The 17,083-nt window shown below is 65.6% G+C and carries 15 protein-coding genes and 1 pseudogene; 5 read left to right on the top strand and 11 right to left on the bottom strand.

The window, feature by feature from the left end:
- Positions 1–75: 75 nt before the first annotated feature.
- Entirely contained in the window at positions 76–645 is a 570-nt protein-coding gene (msuE, locus tag BCR55_RS29135; protein WP_065497183.1) for an FMN reductase, read from the top strand.
- A 27-nt stretch (positions 646–672) separates the two neighbouring features.
- Entirely contained in the window at positions 673–1,776 is a 1,104-nt protein-coding gene (gene sfnG / locus BCR55_RS29130) for a dimethylsulfone monooxygenase SfnG (RefSeq protein WP_065497177.1), read from the top strand.
- A 54-nt stretch (positions 1,777–1,830) separates the two neighbouring features.
- Here the strand turns inward: sfnG and BCR55_RS29125 are convergent.
- The 5 genes and pseudogenes from BCR55_RS29125 to BCR55_RS29105 form a co-directional block, all read right to left on the bottom strand.
- Positions 1,831–2,169 (bottom strand): annotated as a pseudogene (locus BCR55_RS29125) (LysR substrate-binding domain-containing protein); the annotation flags it as partial.
- Between the two features lie 36 nt (positions 2,170–2,205).
- Positions 2,206–2,628 (bottom strand): VOC family protein, encoded by a 423-nt coding sequence (locus BCR55_RS29120; RefSeq protein WP_059936080.1) that lies wholly within the window; start codon positions 2,626–2,628, stop codon positions 2,206–2,208.
- Between the two features lie 206 nt (positions 2,629–2,834).
- Positions 2,835–3,206 carry a cupin domain-containing protein gene (locus BCR55_RS29115; RefSeq protein WP_006410033.1) on the bottom strand — a complete coding sequence of 124 codons (372 nt, stop codon included), beginning with the start codon at positions 3,204–3,206 and terminating at the stop codon, positions 2,835–2,837.
- 47 nt (positions 3,207–3,253) lie between these two features.
- Positions 3,254–3,703, bottom strand: a complete 450-nt coding sequence (locus BCR55_RS29110) for a carboxymuconolactone decarboxylase family protein (RefSeq protein ID WP_065497237.1) — start codon at positions 3,701–3,703, stop codon at positions 3,254–3,256.
- 1 nt (position 3,704) lies between these two features.
- Entirely contained in the window at positions 3,705–4,925 is a 1,221-nt protein-coding gene (locus BCR55_RS29105; protein ID WP_065497175.1) for an MFS transporter, read from the bottom strand.
- Between the two features lie 115 nt (positions 4,926–5,040).
- Between BCR55_RS29105 and BCR55_RS29100 the strand changes: the two genes are divergently transcribed.
- Positions 5,041–6,069: a GlxA family transcriptional regulator gene (locus BCR55_RS29100; RefSeq protein ID WP_065497174.1), complete on the top strand. Its 1,029-nt coding sequence runs from the start codon at positions 5,041–5,043 to the stop codon at positions 6,067–6,069.
- Positions 6,070–6,097: 28 nt separating this feature from the next.
- Here BCR55_RS29100 and BCR55_RS29095 read toward each other — a convergent pair whose 3' ends face one another.
- From BCR55_RS29095 to BCR55_RS29080, 4 genes are all read right to left on the bottom strand, one after another.
- Positions 6,098–7,600 carry an alkaline phosphatase family protein gene (locus BCR55_RS29095; RefSeq protein ID WP_065497173.1) on the bottom strand — a complete coding sequence of 501 codons (1,503 nt, stop codon included), beginning with the start codon at positions 7,598–7,600 and terminating at the stop codon, positions 6,098–6,100.
- 734 nt (positions 7,601–8,334) lie between these two features.
- Complete coding sequence (locus BCR55_RS29090; RefSeq protein WP_045592767.1) at positions 8,335–9,900, bottom strand: methyl-accepting chemotaxis protein; 1,566 nt, start codon at positions 9,898–9,900, stop codon at positions 8,335–8,337.
- 184 nt (positions 9,901–10,084) lie between these two features.
- Positions 10,085–11,467, bottom strand: a complete 1,383-nt coding sequence (locus tag BCR55_RS29085) for an MFS transporter (protein ID WP_065497172.1) — start codon at positions 11,465–11,467, stop codon at positions 10,085–10,087.
- 76 nt (positions 11,468–11,543) lie between these two features.
- Positions 11,544–12,350, bottom strand: a complete 807-nt coding sequence (locus BCR55_RS29080; RefSeq protein ID WP_006405434.1) for a shikimate dehydrogenase — start codon at positions 12,348–12,350, stop codon at positions 11,544–11,546.
- 141 nt (positions 12,351–12,491) lie between these two features.
- Here BCR55_RS29080 and BCR55_RS29075 point away from each other — a divergent pair, with 141 nt between their 5' ends.
- Complete coding sequence (locus tag BCR55_RS29075) at positions 12,492–13,265, top strand: IclR family transcriptional regulator C-terminal domain-containing protein (RefSeq protein ID WP_065497170.1); 774 nt, start codon at positions 12,492–12,494, stop codon at positions 13,263–13,265.
- 197 nt (positions 13,266–13,462) lie between these two features.
- On the opposite strand, the gene BCR55_RS29070 is transcribed toward BCR55_RS29075, so the two are convergent.
- Complete coding sequence (locus BCR55_RS29070; RefSeq protein ID WP_081000758.1) at positions 13,463–14,875, bottom strand: PLP-dependent aminotransferase family protein; 1,413 nt, start codon at positions 14,873–14,875, stop codon at positions 13,463–13,465.
- Positions 14,876–15,147: 272 nt separating this feature from the next.
- Between BCR55_RS29070 and BCR55_RS29065 the strand changes: the two genes are divergently transcribed.
- Complete coding sequence (locus tag BCR55_RS29065; protein WP_006405432.1) at positions 15,148–16,035, top strand: EamA family transporter; 888 nt, start codon at positions 15,148–15,150, stop codon at positions 16,033–16,035.
- 148 nt (positions 16,036–16,183) lie between these two features.
- On the opposite strand, the gene BCR55_RS29060 is transcribed toward BCR55_RS29065, so the two are convergent.
- Entirely contained in the window at positions 16,184–17,080 is an 897-nt protein-coding gene (locus BCR55_RS29060; protein ID WP_065497167.1) for an oxidoreductase, read from the bottom strand.
- Between the last annotated feature and the right edge of the window lie 3 nt (positions 17,081–17,083).

Here is a 17,083-nt window from a genome sequence, read left to right as displayed (position 1 = left end):
GCCGAAATGGCACGCCGCTTGCAACGCAGTCCGGCGACGGGCACCTGGCCCGCTTCGACAGGAGAGACGCAAGCAATGAGCAAACCGGTGAATGTCGTCGCGGTATCGGGCAGCCTGCAACGACCGTCGCGCACGCTCGTGCTGATCGACGCGCTCCTCGCGGCGCTCGGCAACGTGGCACGCATCGAAACGCGACGCATCGAGCTCGCGGAAATCGGCGGCCGGCTTGCCGGCGCCGCGACGCGCGCACAGGTGCCGCCGGACCTCGACGCGCAACTGCGCGCGATCGAAACGGCCGACGTGCTGATCGTCGCGAGCCCCGTCTATCGCGCGTCGTACACGGGCCTGCTCAAGCATCTGTTCGATCTCGTCGATCGCGACGCATTGATCGACGTTCCCGTGCTGCTTGCCGCGACCGGCGGCAGCGAGCGGCACGCGCTCGTGATCGACCACCAGCTGCGCCCGCTGCTCGGCTTCTTCCAGGCGCGCACGCTGCCGATCGGTGTGTATGCATCCGAAAGCGATTTCGACCGCTACGCGATCGCGAATCCCGCGCTACACGCGCGCATCGCACGCGCAGCCCGGCATGCCGCGCCGCACCTCGGCGCACGTCAGTTCCCGGTGGCGGCAGGCGCCGCCGCGTAATCCCGCTTTTCCCGACGAGGACAATTCATGAGCGTTACCGAATCGCACGCCGATGGCGTCAAATTTGCGTACTGGGTGCCGAACGTCAGCGGCGGACTCGTGGTGAGCACGATCGAGCAGCGTACCGACTGGAGCCTCGAATACAACCAGCAGCTCGCGCGCGTCGCCGAAGCGGCCGGCTTCGACTACGCGCTGAGTCAGATCCGCTTCACGGCCGGCTACGGCGCGGAGTATCAGCACGAGTCGGTATCGTTCAGCCAGGCGCTGCTGCACGCGACGACGAAACTGAAAGTGCTCGCGGCAATCCTGCCGGGGCCGTGGCATCCGGCCGTCGTGGCGAAGCAGCTCGCGACGATCGACCATATTTCGAACGGACGCATCGCGATCAATGTCGTCAGCGGCTGGTTCAAGGACGAATTCACCGCGATCGGCGAGCCGTGGCTCGAGCATGACGAGCGCTATCGACGCTCGAAGGAATTCATTCAGGCCTTGAAGGGCATCTGGACGCAGGACAACTTCACGTTCAAGGGCGACTTCTATCGTTTCAACGACTACACGCTGAGCCCGAAGCCGCTGCAGAAGCCGCATCCGGAAATCTTCCAGGGCGGCAGTTCGCGCGCCGCACGCGACAACGCGGCAAGCGTGTCCGACTGGTACTTCACGAACGGCAATACGCCCGAAAACCTGAAGGCGCAGATCGACGACATTCGCGCGAAGGCGGCCGCGAACGGCCATCGCGTGCGAATCGGCGTCAATGCGTTCGTGATCGCGCGCGACACCGAGGACGAGGCGCGCGCAGTGCTCGACGATATCGTCCGTCACGCCCATGTCGAAGCGGTGCACGCGTTCGGCGACGCGGTGAAGCAGGCCGGCAAGGCTTCGCCGGAAGGCGAGGGCAACTGGGCGAAATCGACGTTCGAGGATCTGGTTCAGTACAACGACGGCTTCCGCACGAACCTGATCGGTACGCCCGAGCAGATCGCGCAACGCATCGTCGAGCTGAAGGCGATCGGCGTCGATCTCGTGCTCGCCGGCTTCCTGCATTTCATCGAGGAAGTCGAATACTTCGGCAAGCGCGTGCTGCCGCTCGTGCGCGAACTGGAGGCGCAGCGGCAGCCGGTCGCGGCCTGACAGGGCGAACGTGCGCGTAGCGAAGCGCGTGGCGACGGGCCGGCGCGCCGGCCGCTACCGGCGCGCTTTGGCCGCGCGCCGCCGCGGCGTACCGTGCTGCATCGCGCGCAGCTCCGCTGCGTCGAGGAAGAAGTCGCGATTGTCGGCGAGCCGGTCGACGACGAAGTCGATGAACGTCTTCACGCGCAGCGACCGCTCGGTGCGGTGACCGTAGTACAGATAGATCATCCCGTGCTCGACCACGTGTTCGGTCAGCAACGGAACGAGCCGGCCGCTGCGGATATGCATTGCCGCACTGAAGCTGCCGAGCTGTCCGACCCCGAGGCCCGACAGTACCGCATGCGTTTCCATGTCCGTGTCGTTCACGGTGAGCGCGGCGGGCACGTCGCGGTACGGTCGCGCCCGGCTGCGGCCGGGCCGCTTTGCCGCTCAGCCTGCCGGGACGAAGGCCGGATTGAAGACGACTTCCCACACGTGGCCGTCGGGATCCTGGAAGTAGCCGGAATAGCCGCCCCAAAATGTCTCGCCGGCGGGTTTCACGATGCGTGCGCCGGCGGCCGCTGCCTGCTGCATCACGTCGTCCACTTCGCGTGCGCTCGCGACGTTGTGGCCGATCGTCGATGCGATGCCGTCGCGCGTCGCAGGCGGCAGGCCGGTGTCGTGCGCGAGGTCGGCGCGGCCGAACAATGCGAGCTTGACCCCCGGCTGCAGATCGAAGAACGCGACCGCGCCATGTTCGAATTCGCGGCCGACGATGCCGTCGGTCTTCAGGCCGAGGCCGTCGCGGTAGAACCGCAGCGCGGCGTCCAGATCGTCGACGCCTAGCGTCAGCACGCTGATTCGCGGTTGCATCGATCGGGCTCCGTCGTCGAATAACGAAGCCGACATCGTAAACCGTACGACGCGCGACGGGCGCCGAACCGGCAACAGCGGGCCTCCGTTCCTGGCGCTACTGCGTTGCGACGCATGGCGACTACGATGCGGACGAAGTCGATCCTGCTGTCGGACGCTCGATGCCGGTTCGCGACGAAGCGCCGGCATCGACCTCGACGCGCGGTTCAAGAAGGGCGCGCCGGCGCCGATGCCGATGAAGCGACGCGCTCGGGTTCGTGGTAGACCGCGAGCCACACGGTCGGCACCGACGGATCGGTCCACGCGACGCGGTGCCGGCAATGCGCGTCGATCAGCACATGGTCGCCGGCGTGCAGCGCGTGGCGCGTGGCGCCGTGTTCGAACTCGAGTACGGCCGCGCCCGACAACAGCACGACCCATTCGGCGCGCGGATCGTCGTACCAGAAGCCGGGCGGACTGGCGTGTCCGGCCGAGACGATCCGCTCGATCGTCACGTTCGATCCGGCGACGAGCGTGTCGAAGCGTTCGCCGTCGCCGGGCGTGCGTTCGATATCGAACAGGTTGCCGATCCTGAGCATCGTTGCGGGCCTCGCTGCGGGCGTCGCATGCAGGCCGCGCCGAACGATTACAGCGCAGCCTGCGGCGTGTTGCGAAAGCTGATTGCCATTCGGTTATAGGCATTCATCAGGCTGATCGCAATCGTCAGATCGACGATTTCCCGCTCGTCGAATACCTGCCGCGCGGCCTCGTAGGCAGCGTCGGGCGCGCCGGTCTCGGCGACGCGCGTGACCGTTTCGGCCCAGGCGAGCGCCGCGCGTTCGCGTTCGTCGAACAGCGAGCCGGCTTCGGCCCATGCCTGGACGAGCGCGAGCTTCTCGATGCTCACGCCGCGTTCGATCAGGTCGCGCGTGTGCATGTCGAGGCAGTATGCGCAATTGTTGATCTGCGAGACGCGCAGATAGACGAGATCGACGAGGATCGGCGAAAGGCCGCTTTGCATCACGTATCCGTAGACGCTGCCGAGCGCCTTCGTGCCGGCAGGCGCAATCTGCGCATAGTCGAGACGGCGGGTCATGTCATTCTCCATGTTCAACGGGGGTTGTCAGTACGCGTGTTTCGATACGCGTGTCGGGTATCGTCCGGTCGATCGCGGCGGGCGCGCGCATTCGTCGATACGCGGCTTCGGCGCATACGAACGCGACGACGATCAGCGCGGCCGCGACCACGCTCAGGTAGCGCGCATCGATCGTGCGCAGCACGAGGCCGCCGAGCACGCCGGAGCCCGCGAGCCCGATATAGGTCGCCGTATTGTTCAGCGCGAGCACGAGCGGCGCGACCTGCGGCGCGGCATGCACGAGGCGGTGCTGCTGCGGCACGATCAGCCCCCAGCCACAGAGGCCCCAGATCGTCAGCGACACGATCGCGCCGAATACGTGGGCCGCCGCCCACGGCAGCAGGCAGAAGTTGACGATCGCAATCGAGAGCATCGCGTCGATCACGCGGCGGCTGTCGAAGCGGTCGACGAGCCGGCCCGCGATGAAATTGCCGGCAGTCGCCGCGACACCCCACAGCAGGAACAGCGCGGCGAGCATGCGTTCGTCGCCGTGCGTCACGCGTTGCAGCACGACGCCCGCATACGTGTAGACCATCAGGAAGCCGCCGAACGCGAACAGCGAGGTCAGCAAGGTCAGTGCGATCCGCGCGTCGCGCATCGGCGCGATGCGCTCGCGCAGGCCGACCGGCGCGGGGCGCGGCACGGCCGGCAGCATGGTCCACACGCCGATCATCGCGACGGCGCCAAGCGCGGCGACGAACCAGAGCGTCGAGCGCCAGCCGCCGAAGCCGCCGATGAAGGTGCCAAGCGGCGAGCCGAGCGCGGTCGCGCCCGTCAGCCCGGCCGTCACGGCGGCCAGCGCGCGTCCGCGCCGTTCGGGTGTCGCGAGCGCCGAGGCGACGCCGAGCGCGGTCGGCGAAAACAGCGCCGCGCCGAAGCCGGCCAGCGCGCGGCTGAACAGCACGACGCCGAGGTCGGTCGCGAGCGCGCTCAGTACGTTGCCGGCGACGAAGATGCCGAGCGCGGACACCAGCAGCAGCTTGCGCGGCCAGCGGCCGGCGAGCGCCGCCATGATCGGCGCGGCGATGGCGTACGTGAACGCATAACAGGTCACCATGAGTCCGGCGAGCGCGACCGACGTATGAAGGGATGCCGCGACGCCGGGCAGAATGCCGGCGACGACGAAGTTGTCGGTCCCCATCGCGAACATCCCGACGGCGAGTATCGATAGTCGACGATCCATACGAAAGCTCTGACGGTAAGGGTTTCGGGAGCGATACGCGGAGAGGATAGTCGTGATTGACCGTGTCTCAAATGTCATATATACAAGCAATTTCGGACATCGCCGGAGCACGCGCATGCACACGATCGGTTTCGTCGTCTTTCCGAATTTCTATCTGCTCGGCTTCGCGGCGATCACTGCGTTCGAGCTCGCGAACGTCGTGCTCGGCGAACCGGCGTATCACGTGACGGTGCTGTCGGAGGAGGGCGGGCTCGTGCTGTCGTCGGCCGGCATCCGCGTCGAGACGCAGCCGTTTTCCGACACGTCGTTCGATACGGTGATGTTCGGTTCCGGTGTCGAGATCGACATCGCGTCGCCTGCGCTGACCGCGTTCGTGCAACGCGCGCTGACGACGTCGCGACGCATCGCGGCGCCGTGCACGGGTGCGTTCATTCTCGCGGAGGCCGGCGCGCTGGACGGCCGGCGCGCGACGACGCACTGGCGCTTCGCGGCCGACCTTCAGCGCCGTTATCCGGAGGTGACGGTCGAGGACGATCAGATCTTCATCGTCGACGGGCCGATCTGGACGTCGGCCGGGATGACCGCGACGATCGACATGGCGCTCGCGATGATCGAGAAGGATCACGGACACGAGGTGTCGCGCGCGGTCGCGCGCAAGCTCGTCGTCTACCACCGTCGCGCAGGCGGCCAGTCGCAGTTCTCGACGCTGCTCGATCTCGAACCGAAATCGGATCGGATCCAGAAGGCGATCGACTATGCGAGCGCGAATCTGCGCAAGCCGCTGACCGTCGAGGAACTCGCGGACGTCGCGGGACTGAGTCCGCGCCAGTTCAGCCGCGCGTTCAGCGCGGAAACCGGCCAGTCGCCGGCGAAGGCGGTCGAGCATCTGCGCGTGGAAGCCGCGCGGCTGCTGCTCGAGAAAGGGCGTCTATCGCTGGACGTGATCGCCGATGAAGTGGGCTTCGCCGATCGCGAACGGATGCGGCGAGCCTTCCTGCGGACGATCGGTCAGCCGCCGCAGGCCGTTCGCCGCTTCAGCCGCAGCGCGCGTGCGGGCAATGCGGACGGCGGCGAACGCACGCTCGCGCCGCCGCCCGCCGACGTGCAAGCGGCGACGGCGGGCGGCGCCGTACCGCGGTCGTAGGCGCCGCGCCTTGGCGGCTGCGCGTGCGTCAGCCGCCGGTCGCGAAGCCGAGCGCGGTCGCCTTTGCGCGCAGGTCGGCGAAGCGGTCGGCGGTCGGATTCACCGCGGGCTTCGCGGCCATTTGCGACGGATCGATCTGCGAGATCGAGTCGGACGGCGCCGGTGCGGTTGCGCCGGCGCACAGCCCGCCGAACGGCCCTTGCGGCACGGTGAAGGTGGGCGCGTCGGTGCGCGGCGCACTCGCGAGATCGAGCGCGTAAGCGAGATTGACAGTCGCCGGATCGCTGCCGCGCACGCCGAGCGGCTTCAGCCCGAAGCGCCATTGCAGCAGCGCATGAATCGAACTCGGATCGAACGGGTAGCGCGTGACCGTTCCTGCGCGCACGCGCGGGCCGAGCAGCGCGAGCGGCACGCGGCAGCCGAGCTTGCCATCGTTGCCGAGCGCGAGCTCGTTGTTGCTGATCGGCCGCGTCGGCGGCACCACGTGTTCGAGAAACCCGCCCCATTCGTCGTACACGATGATCAGCAGCGTGCGGCTCCAGGTCGGGCTCGTGCGCAGTGCGTCATACACCTGATTCAGGAATGCCTGGCCGTCGCGAATGTCGGCGTGCGGATGATCGTCGGAGGACGTGCCCTCGCGTTCGCCTGCGAAAGCGGGGTCGACCATGCAGAACGCCGGCAGCGTACCGGCCGCTGCATTCGACAGGAACTCCGAGAACCGATGCGAGATGCCGACATAGCGCGTGCCGTACAGCGCCGTGAACGGCACGTCGTGATAGTAGTAATGGCAGCTGACGTTCGCATCGGCGAGGTTGTCCCAGATCGTGCGCAGCGTGGACGTATCGATGCCGTCGCCGAGGCGGTCGGTTGCGCCGCTGTGCAGATACAGGCGGTTCGGAAACGTGCTCGTCAGAATGCCGGTGAAGTAGAAGTCGCCGATCGTGTAGTGGGTCGCCGCCGCGCTGAAGAACGGCAGATCGGCGGACGTGTAATAGCCGATCGGCAGCAGGTCGCCTTGCGTCTGGCTCGTGCCCGGCGTCAGCAGCCAGCCGTTCATCGCGCCGGACGCGAGTTGCGTGCGCGCCCCTTCGTAGCTGTGGTTCGGGTCGTGATACGCGCAGGCCTGATAGCCGTATGCGGGATTGGACGCGAGCGCGAACGGCGCATGTGTCGCGCCGAACGCGTCGTTGTATTGGCGGTTCGCGGGCATGCCTTCGGCGCCGGGCACCCAGCTCAGGAAGTGATCGAACGAACGGTTTTCCATCGTGACGAGCACGATGTGATCGATGCCGGCGTTCGACGGGTCCGGCAGCGGCGGCCGCGGCAGGCTGTAGCGATCGCCGCCGTTCGGCGAAGGCGTGTTGCCGATCGACGGCGCGGCCGCATTGCCGTCGGCGCCCGATCCGCCGTTAGCGCCGCCGTCGCCACCCCCGCCGCCGCAGCCCGATAGCGCGACACTGCCCGCAACAGCAGCAACGCCGGCGAGAAAGCGCCGCCGGTCGTAATGGCGATATGCTCCGGTCCCGTCCATGACAACGTCTCCCTGAGTGAATGCGGCGCTGGCCAGCCGTGTGCGCTCCGAGCCGCGAAGCGAAGCGCGCTCGCCGTGCCGTACGGCAGGCCGGCCGACAGGGGCAAGCGTCGTGCCTGGCGCGCGTATCGAGGGACCGCCGATCGCGATGCGGTGCTGCGGCGACGGATCGCGTGCGATGGCGGCGCACGTCGTGCGGCGCTTCGGCGTTCGTTGCGCGGGCGGCGCCCGGCACCGCGTGCTGCGCCGCAATTCGTCGGGAGGAGAGGTATCGGGAGGTCGGTACGCGATGCCGTTTGGAGCGCCGCAAGTCAAAAAGACACAGTCGATGCGTGCGCAATGATCGGCGGAATCGAGCGGCGCGTGCGCATCGGGATGCCGAATCGTGGGCGCAGATGCTTTGGATCGAGATGCCGCAGCGGCCCGATGCGCGATGCCGAGCAGTTGAAGCCGTTACGCGCAAGCGCACGGTCGATCCGCAACGCCACTGATTCTCGAAGCGACACTGCTTCTCATTTTCGGTTTGCGCAGCGAGACGGGAGGCGAAACACGATTATCGCGATGCGCCCAAAGCCCCTCGCCGGACAGCCGGTTCCCTCCCGAATGGGAGTGCCGCATATGCGTCGGCCGTTCGAAAGTACAGGTAACGGCGCGCGCTGCTTCGAGCGGGGTGGAGGCTGGGGTTAACCCGTTCGGATCGCCTCGACGAACCGTTGCGACTGCGCGCGCTCACCTCATGCGGACGCCGCCTCCCGCAGCCGAAACTGGGCGACCGCATTGCTGAGCCGCGCGCCCTGTTCCTCGAGCGACAGCGCAGCGGCGGCCGTCTCTTCGACGAGCGCGGTATTGCGCTGCATCGTCTGCTCCATCTGCGTGACGGTCGCGTTCACCTGCTCGATACCCGACGACTGTTCGTCGAACGCGGTGCTGATGTCGCTCATGATCGCGTTCACGCGCTCGACGGCTGCGACGATCTCCGTCATCGCGGAACCGGCATGCGCGACGAGGCCGCTGCCGTGTTCGACGCGCTGCGTCGAATCGCCGATCAGCTCGCGGATCTCCTTTGCCGCCGCCGCGCAGCGCTGCGCGAGCCCGCGCACCTCGGTCGCGACGACCGCGAAGCCGCGGCCCTGTTCGCCGGCGCGCGCCGCTTCGACCGCCGCGTTGAGCGCAAGGATATTGGTCTGGAATGCGATGCTTTCGATCACGCCGACGATGCCCGCGATTTGCGCGGCACTTTGGGAGATCGCCGACATCGTATCGACGACGCGCTGCATCGCCTCGCCGCCGCGCGCCGCGATGCCGGCCGCGCCTTCGACGTAGCTGCGCGCATCGCGCGCGTTGTCGGCGTTCTGCCGCACGGTCGCCGTCAGCTGCTCCATGCTCGCGGCCGCTTGCTGCAGCGACACCGCATGCTGTTCGGTGCGCGCGGACAGGTCGACGTTGCCGCTCGCGATCGTACGCACGTCGCCGACGATCGTTTCCGTGCTCGCGCGTACCTGGCTGACCGTGTCGACGAGCCCGTCCTGCATCCGCTTCAGCGCGTTGAGCAGATAGGCCATCTCGTTGTCGCCGCCGATCGCGACCGCACTGGTCAGATCGCCCTTCGAGATCTTGTCGAAATGATCGACCGCGAGCGCGATCGGCTCGATGATCGCCTTGGCGAGCAGACGCTGCGCGACGAAGCCGACGACCAGCGCGATCGCGGCGACCGCCGCCATCGCCCACACGATCCGGTGAAAGCGCTCGCCGGCCGCTTCGTAGCGCGCCTTCTCGCGCTCGACCTGGAACGCTTCGAGCGCATCGATCGCCTTCTGGTAGGCGGCGAACAGCTCGGGCGGCGCGGTGCGCTGCGTGTCGAGGAAATTGAACGCGTCGTCCTGATCGAGCTGCGCGAGCGCCTTCGAGAACACGCGATCGAGCAGCGTGCGGCGACTGGCCTGCAGTGCGTCGAACAGCGTCTGCTCCTGCGCGTCGCGCTTATGCAGCCGCGAATACGCGAGCAGTTCGTCGTTGCTCTGCTGCAGCAGCGTGTGAAGCTGCGCGATTTCGTCCTTCGCGGGCCGGCCGGCGCTGATGATCTGCGCGACGTCGGCCATGCGTTCGCGCAGCACGAGCATGCGCTCGGAGCTGGTCTTCAGGTGCAGCAGCGACGCGGTGTCGTCGCGGTACATCGCTTCGAGCGAGTCGTTGCCGAGGTACAGGCCGCCGATGCACGCGGCGACCACGAGGACGAGCAGCAGCGTATAGCCGGCGATGGTCGCGACGAGCCCGCCGCGGATCGTGAATCGTTTTCGCATGTCGTTCCCTTGCCGGCGGCCGCGCGCGGCCGTTGGCGCAGAAGTGTTCCGGGTCGGAGGGACGAACGCCGCATGCAGCGCGCGGCGCCCGGGCTGCGAACGCGTTAACGGCGCCGCGGCGGCCGCGCTTTTATCCGGACACGACGCGAATCATCACGATTGCGACAGGTTGTGCGTTTTTGGTTCAGCGCGGTTCGATCGCGTTGGCCGGTGCAAGGCGTTCGGCGGCGCGGCGCGTCGCGGCGGGGCCGCCCAGTTCGTGCAGCGGCGTGCGGTGCGTCTCGCGTGCCGTCCATGCGGCGAGGGCCGCGAGCGCGCTGATCGCGAGCGTGACGGTGCCGATCCGCAGCGGAATGTCGTGCGTGCCGGGCGGCGCGATCGCCGCGAACAGCGAGGGCAGCAGCGCAGTCAGCGCCATGCCGACGTTCTGCCCGATCGACATCGCGGAGACGCGCGTGCGCGTCGGAAAGAGTTCCGGCATGAAGCTCGGGAACACCGCATTGAAGCCCTGATAGACGACGCCCCACATCAGCACCGACGTGAGAATCGCGGCCGGCGCGTTGCCGGCGCTGATCGCATACAGATACGCATACGACAGCAGCCCCGCGCCCAGCGAACCGACGACGACCGGAATGCGGCGGCCGATGCGGTCGGACAATCGTCCGACGAAAGGAATCAGGATCACTGCGACGACGTTGCCGACGAACGGGATCACCAGATAGGTATCCGCATGAAAGCCGATCCCGTAGGCGGGCTGCACCGCATATGCGGCGCCGAAGATCGTCGCGACCATCGCGATTACCGCGGCGGTCGCCATGACCGCGATCCGCACGATGTCGCGCCAGCTGTCGCGCAGCGCGACGCGGATCGGCGATTCGGGCATCGCGTGTTGTGTGCCTTCGCCGATGAACGCAGGCGATTCCTGCACATGACGGCGGATCATGTAGCCGGCGGCGAGCACGAGTGCGCTGAGCAGAAACGGAATGCGCCAGCCCCACGACACGAACGCATCGGCCGGCAGCCAGTATGCGAGCGGCATGAAGATCGCCGCCGCGAGGATCTGGCCGGCCTGCGTGCCCTGCAGCGCGAAGCTTGCGTAGTAGCCGCGCTTGCCGAACGGCGCCTGCTCGAGAATCATCGAGCTCGCGCCCGAGATTTCGCCGGCAACGGCGAAGCCCTGGATCAACCGCAGCACGACGAGCGCGATCGGCGCCGCGATGCCGATCTGCCGGTACGTCGGCAGCAGGCCGACCGCGAACGTCGACACGCCCATCAGGAACATGCACAACAGCAGCAGATGCTTGCGGCCGTGCGTATCGCCGCGGCGCCCGAGCACAAAGCCGCCGATCGGCCGCGCGACGTAGCCGACGCCGTACGTCGCGAGCGACGCGACGATCGCGAGCGTCGGATCGCCGTGCGGAAAGAACAGCTGCGGAAATACCATCGACGCGGCCTGCGCGTAGATGAAGAAGTCGTAGTATTCGAGCACCGAGCCGATCCAGCCGCTGGCGGTCGCGCGCCGGGTCTGCTGCATGGATGGCGCAGCGGTTGTCGCATCGAGGTTCATCTGTCGTCTCCTGTCTTTGCTATCGGGTAGGTGGGCTGCGCGCAGTGGTTCGCGCCGGCGCGCGCGGCGCACGGGCTCACGCGGCGAGCGGCGCCGTCATGAACGCGCGCAGGTCGTCGAACTGCGCGAGCGCCATCTCGGCGCCGGTCTGGATCCGGCAACCGGTACGGCGCGCGATCGCAAGAAAGCGCGTGATGTCCGGCGTCGTGACGACGTCCGCGACGAGCGTGGTCGCGCGCAGCGTCGCGAGCCGATGTTCGGTGAGCGGCAGCACGTCGTTGTCCGGCATGCCGGCCGGCGACGCGTTGACGACGAGATCGAACGCGGCGAGCGAATCGACCTGCGTGCCGGTGTCGACCGCCGGAAAACGCGCGCGCAGCAGCGCGCGCAGCCGCTGCGTGCGCGACGCGTCGAGATCGACGAGCGTGAGCGCGGTCGCGCCGTGCTCGCACAGCGCCCACGCGATCGCGCTGCCCGCACCGCCGGCGCCGATCACGAGCGCCCGCGCGCCGCGCGGTGAAAAGCCGTGCTGGCGCGCGGCCTTCAGGAAACCGTCGCCGTCGACGATGTCGCCCGCGAGCGTGCCGTCGGCTTCGCGGCGGATCACGTTCACGCACGCGAGTGCGTGCGCACGCTCGCTGAGCATGTCGATGCGTGCGGCGATCTCCTGCTTGTACGGCACGGTGATCACGCAGCCGCGAAGATTGCGCCATGCGCGCAGCGTCCGGACGAACGCGTCGAGCGATTCGCGTTCGAGATCGATCGGAATCATCGATGCGTCTTTGCCATGACGCGCGAACCATGCGTTGAAGTTCTGCGGGGATTTCACCTGCGCGATGGGGGAGCCGACGATGGCCAATAATTCGGTCGTACCGCTGATCATGAATGCACCGGAGGGGGAGGGCGAACAGCACGCATGGTGCGACCGCGGCCGCCGGGCCACAACGCCGGAATCGGCCGATTCGAGCGATCAGCGCAATGACGATGCGATAATCGCACTCGTTTGCCGTTTCGGACCCAAACCATGCCCCAGCCGCCCATCCACGAGCGCGACCTGATCGTCGGTCTGCAGAAAGGGCTCGCGATCATCCAGCTGTTCACCGAGGAAACACCGCGGCTGAGCGTCGCCGACGTCGCGCGTCTTGCCGGGCTCACGCGAAGCGCGGCTCGGCGCTTTTTGCTGACGCTCGTGCACGACGGCTATGCGCAGACCGACAGTCGCCAATACTGGCTGACCGCGAAGACGCTGCGGATCGGCCAGGCGTATGTCGATTCGGCGCGGCTGCCGCGCATGCTGCGGCCGATCGTCGAGAAGGTCGCGAGCGAAACGCGCGAACACGTGTCGGTAGCCGTGCTCGACGGCGACGAGGTCGTGCATATCGTGCGCAGCCGGATCGCGAACGTGTCGTCGATGTCGATCCGGCAGGGCTATCGGCTACCGATGTACTGCACGGGCAGCGGCCGGCTGTGGCTCGCGTCGCTGCCCGACGACGAGGTCGACGCGTATCTGGCGCGCGTCGAGCGCAAGCCGCTGACGCCGTTTACGCGCACGTCGGTCGACGAGATCAAGGCGATCGTCGCGCAGATCCGGGAGCAGGGGTACGTGGAACTGGATCAGGAGTACGAGGTCGGCATGCGGATCCTCGGCGTGCCGCTGACGAATCGCGCCGGGCAGATGTGCGCGAGCCTCACGATCACGACGCAGGTGTCGTCGCTGTCGCTCGGCGACATTCGCGAGCGCTGTCTGCGTTATCTGTATGAAGGGCAGGCGCTGCTTCGGCCGATCATCGACATGTGAGGGTTCCGAACGAGGTCGACTCATCACCGCTACATGCGCGCGGCTGAAGTGTTAATCGGGCCGGACTCATCTGAAAACGCCGATGTGCGCCGAAGATCCGTTTAAGCGCGAGTCCTACATCGAGCGCTGTCGGCTGAGCGCTGGTCGTCCCGGCAGTTGCAGGAACGGATGCGAACACCGGACCTGCTGCTCAAGGATCAGCGCAAGCTGGCCGCGCTATCGAGGAACGCCGGCGTCTGCCCTTCGCGCATGTACGCCGCGTTGAAGCGCAACCAAGGGCATGCCTGATTGCCAGGCCGGTAATGGGCACCCGGTGCGATGTTGATTCCATACTCGGCCGCGTGTTCGACCAGGCGTGCGGAGTCCTCGATATGCGGCACACGTGCCCACACGAACATCCCGCCACATGGTTCCTCGTATGTTTCCCAGCCCGATCGTCGCAATTGTTCGACCGCACGCATTAACGCATCATTTACCTTGTGTCGCAACTTTTCCATGTGCCTTCGATAGAGACCTCGTTCAAGAAGTGTCGCGACGACGTTTTCTGCGAATCGTGTGCCTCCCATGCTCGTCAATGTTTTCACGTCGACGAGATGACGAATTAGATCAGCATGTGCAGCGATATATCCGAGTCGCAGCGACGAAGACAATGTTTTTGAAAATCCACTGACGTAGATCACGCGATTGAGCTGATCCAACGCGGCAAGTCGTTGCGTCGGGGCCGATTGCAAGTCGGCGTAGACGTCATCCTCCACGACATAGAAATCGTACTGTTGCGCCAGTTGCAGAATCGCAAATGCGATTTGCGGCGCTATGTTCGTGGCGGTTGGGTTATGGAATACCGTATTAACGAAGAACAGTTTAGGGCGGTGCGCTGCAAGTAATGCTTGCATCGCATCAACGTCCGGTCCGGTGCGCAGACGTGGAACCCCGATTAACTGAATCCCCTGCAGTTTGAGCAGGCCAAACAGGTTGAAATAACCGGGATCCTCCACGAATACCGTATCGCCAGGGCGCAGCATCATGCGTGCGACAAGATCGAGAGCGTGACTTGTACTATGTGTGACAAGAATCTGCTGAGGCGGAGCACCGATTTCGAAGCGGGCAAGCTGACGCGAAATTTGCGTTCTCAGAATTCCGTCACCCTGCGGCACTGCGTAGTCGACGAGGCTCATGATATCGGTGCGTGAAACGTGTCGCACGGACTGTGCAATGCCCTCAACGTCGCGCCACGCGGCCGGAATAAAGCCGCTCGACAAGGGTGGCGCTCCCCCCGGGGCATCGAACTGCCGCAGGATCTGTCCGGACTCTGCGCGGGCCACTTCAGGATCTGCACCGGGAGGCCAATGGTCGTAGGGGCCAACACAGTTTGTGACATAGAAACCGGAGCCATGCCGGGGCTCGATCAAACCTCGAGACACGAGATGGTCATAGGCCTCCATGACCGGAAAACGGCTGACCCGGTTGGCCGTGGCGAGTTGGCGAATCGAGGGAAGCCTTGTGCCGACCGGCGCCTGCCGCGAGCGAATCATGTCCTCGATCTGATAAACGAGTTGTTCCTTAAGCGATACAGGCTTCAGGGGATCAAGGGCGATTTTCATGGCGGCCATTTACAGGAAGTGTTCAGTGCATTCTAGCTGACACTTCGTGGTGACAGTTGATCAAGTGTTCATTCCATTACAGCGTATGCAGCGGAACAATGAGTTCGCACGCCGTTCATCCTATCGGGCGATCTTAAATCGCTAATCGGATAAAAATATATGCATATGGCTCGCCGGCGAATTTTGTTTCTATGCAAGCATCCTCACCATGGTCGAAAGCGGCATGACGTCAGCGTCACATCAATTTATCGATTCTCTTCTGACTATCCACAAACGATATCGTGAAAACTAAACACATTCTCCTTGCGGTCCTCGTGACGGCAATCTGGGGCGCAAATTTTTCCGTGATCAAACTCGGATTGACGTCAGTCGATCCGTTCCTTCTTGCAGGTATACGTTTCGCGCTCTGTGCCATTCCCGCCGTTTTCATACTTCGACGGCCGCAAGTGGGCATCGGATACCTGGCCAGTTACGGCTTGCTGTTCGGCGTGGGGCTCTGGGGCGTCGTGAACCTGGGAATCCAAGCGGGCCTCTCAGCGGGCATCGCATCACTGGTTTTGCAATTTAGCGCGTTTTTCACGATTCTTCTCGGTTCATTCGTATTCAAGGAATCGATCTCGAGATACCAGTACGCAGGTATTGTCCTTGCGCTTATCGGACTGGCCGCGATCATCACCATCACCGACGGGTCCGTCAGCACGCTGGGAGTCGCACTTGTCGTGATCGGCGCGCTTTCATGGAGTGTGGCCAACATAATCATTAAGCGAGCGGGCACCAAAGACGTGTTGGCGTTTCTTGTCTGGTCGAGTCTATTTTCGCCGGTTCCGCTCTTTGCGATCGCGTTGTTCCAGCACGGCACACAGATCTATGTGGAGACCCTGTCTCGTTTGAATTGGTCGGCGATCTTCTCGATACTGTTTCAAGTTTATCCGACGACCTTGTTCGGCTATTGGGCTTGGAACAAGCTTTTGAAAACGTACCCGGTGTCGCGTGTAGCACCGCTGTCGTTGCTCGTACCCATTTTCGGCATGGTGGGCTCGGTACTGGTCTTCGGTGAGCATATCGGTACGCCGAAGGTTGCCGCCACAGCCCTCGTCGTGCTGGGATTGGCTATCGGCCTGTACGGAAAGCAGATCAGTGGGGTGATCTTGCGACGCGCGCAGATTTGATCAGCAGCTCTCGCCCACGGAGAAGCGGCCCCATGTGACGGAAGAAATGGCAATCGATGCCGGGGCCCTGCTGTCGACGGCGACCTTCGTGCCTGCAGATCGGCTCACGGGGGGGGCGAGTATGGGGCAATCTACAGCCGTCAGGGCATCAACCCGGCCCGTCGCTCGCGGCCGCGAGGAGCGGCACAAGGACGTCGCTGATCGGCGTCGGAATGCCGTGCGCCCGGCCGCGACGCGAGATGACACCGTTGCGGATATCCCATTCCAGCGGCCGGCCGGCTTCCCGGTCCGTGAGGATGGAGGTGCCCATGTCGGCAGGCGCTGCGCGGAACTTGTCGAGAATCTCCTGTGGCACCTCGTCGCCGAGTTCAGCGCCTTCGGCACGAGCCACCGCCAGGCATTCGCACAGATAAGCCAGTGCAAGCCCCGCGATGTCGGTGCGGCCGAACATGCCCGAGCGGCGGACCGTGAGCGCCATAAGACCGGCTACCGCGTTCTGCAGCAATTTGCGCCAGGCCAGAGAACCGAAGGCGGCCGTCACGTCCACGGCGCATCGCGTCCCGCGCAACGCGTCGGCCACCGTGCGGGCATCCGCCGTATCCGGCAGGCTGAGGCGCACGTCGCCTCGCAAGCGTACCGAGCCGTCCGGTTGCGCCTGCGAGGGAAACCATACGACCGCGGGAACGATCCGCCCTTGCGAACAATGCGGGGCGACCGTATCCAACTGCTCGATTCCGTTCTGCAAGACACACACCACGGTTTCCGGGCCGGTCAGCGCCGTCAGCCATTCTGCGGCCGCGGCAGTTTGTGTTGCCTTGACCGACAGAAAGACAAGATCGACCGTGCGATCGATTTCCGCGGGATCCGTTCGGACCGGGCCCGGCACGACGATGAGGCGGTCGCCATCGCGCAGCGTCAGCTCATCGCGGGGCGTGCGGCCACACAGCAAGGGCGTGCGGCCCGCTTCGTGCAGTGCCGCCGCGACCGTGGTGCCGATGGCGCCGGGGCCGACGACAGCGATTTCAGTACCGATTTCGGCGTTCATGAG

This window comes from Burkholderia sp. CCA53 (assembly GCF_001685525.1).
In the GTDB taxonomy this organism is placed as follows: Bacteria; Pseudomonadota; Gammaproteobacteria; order Burkholderiales; family Burkholderiaceae; genus Burkholderia; species Burkholderia multivorans.
Note: the sequence above shows the minus strand (reverse complement) of the source record. Positions and strands in the feature narration are given on the sequence as shown.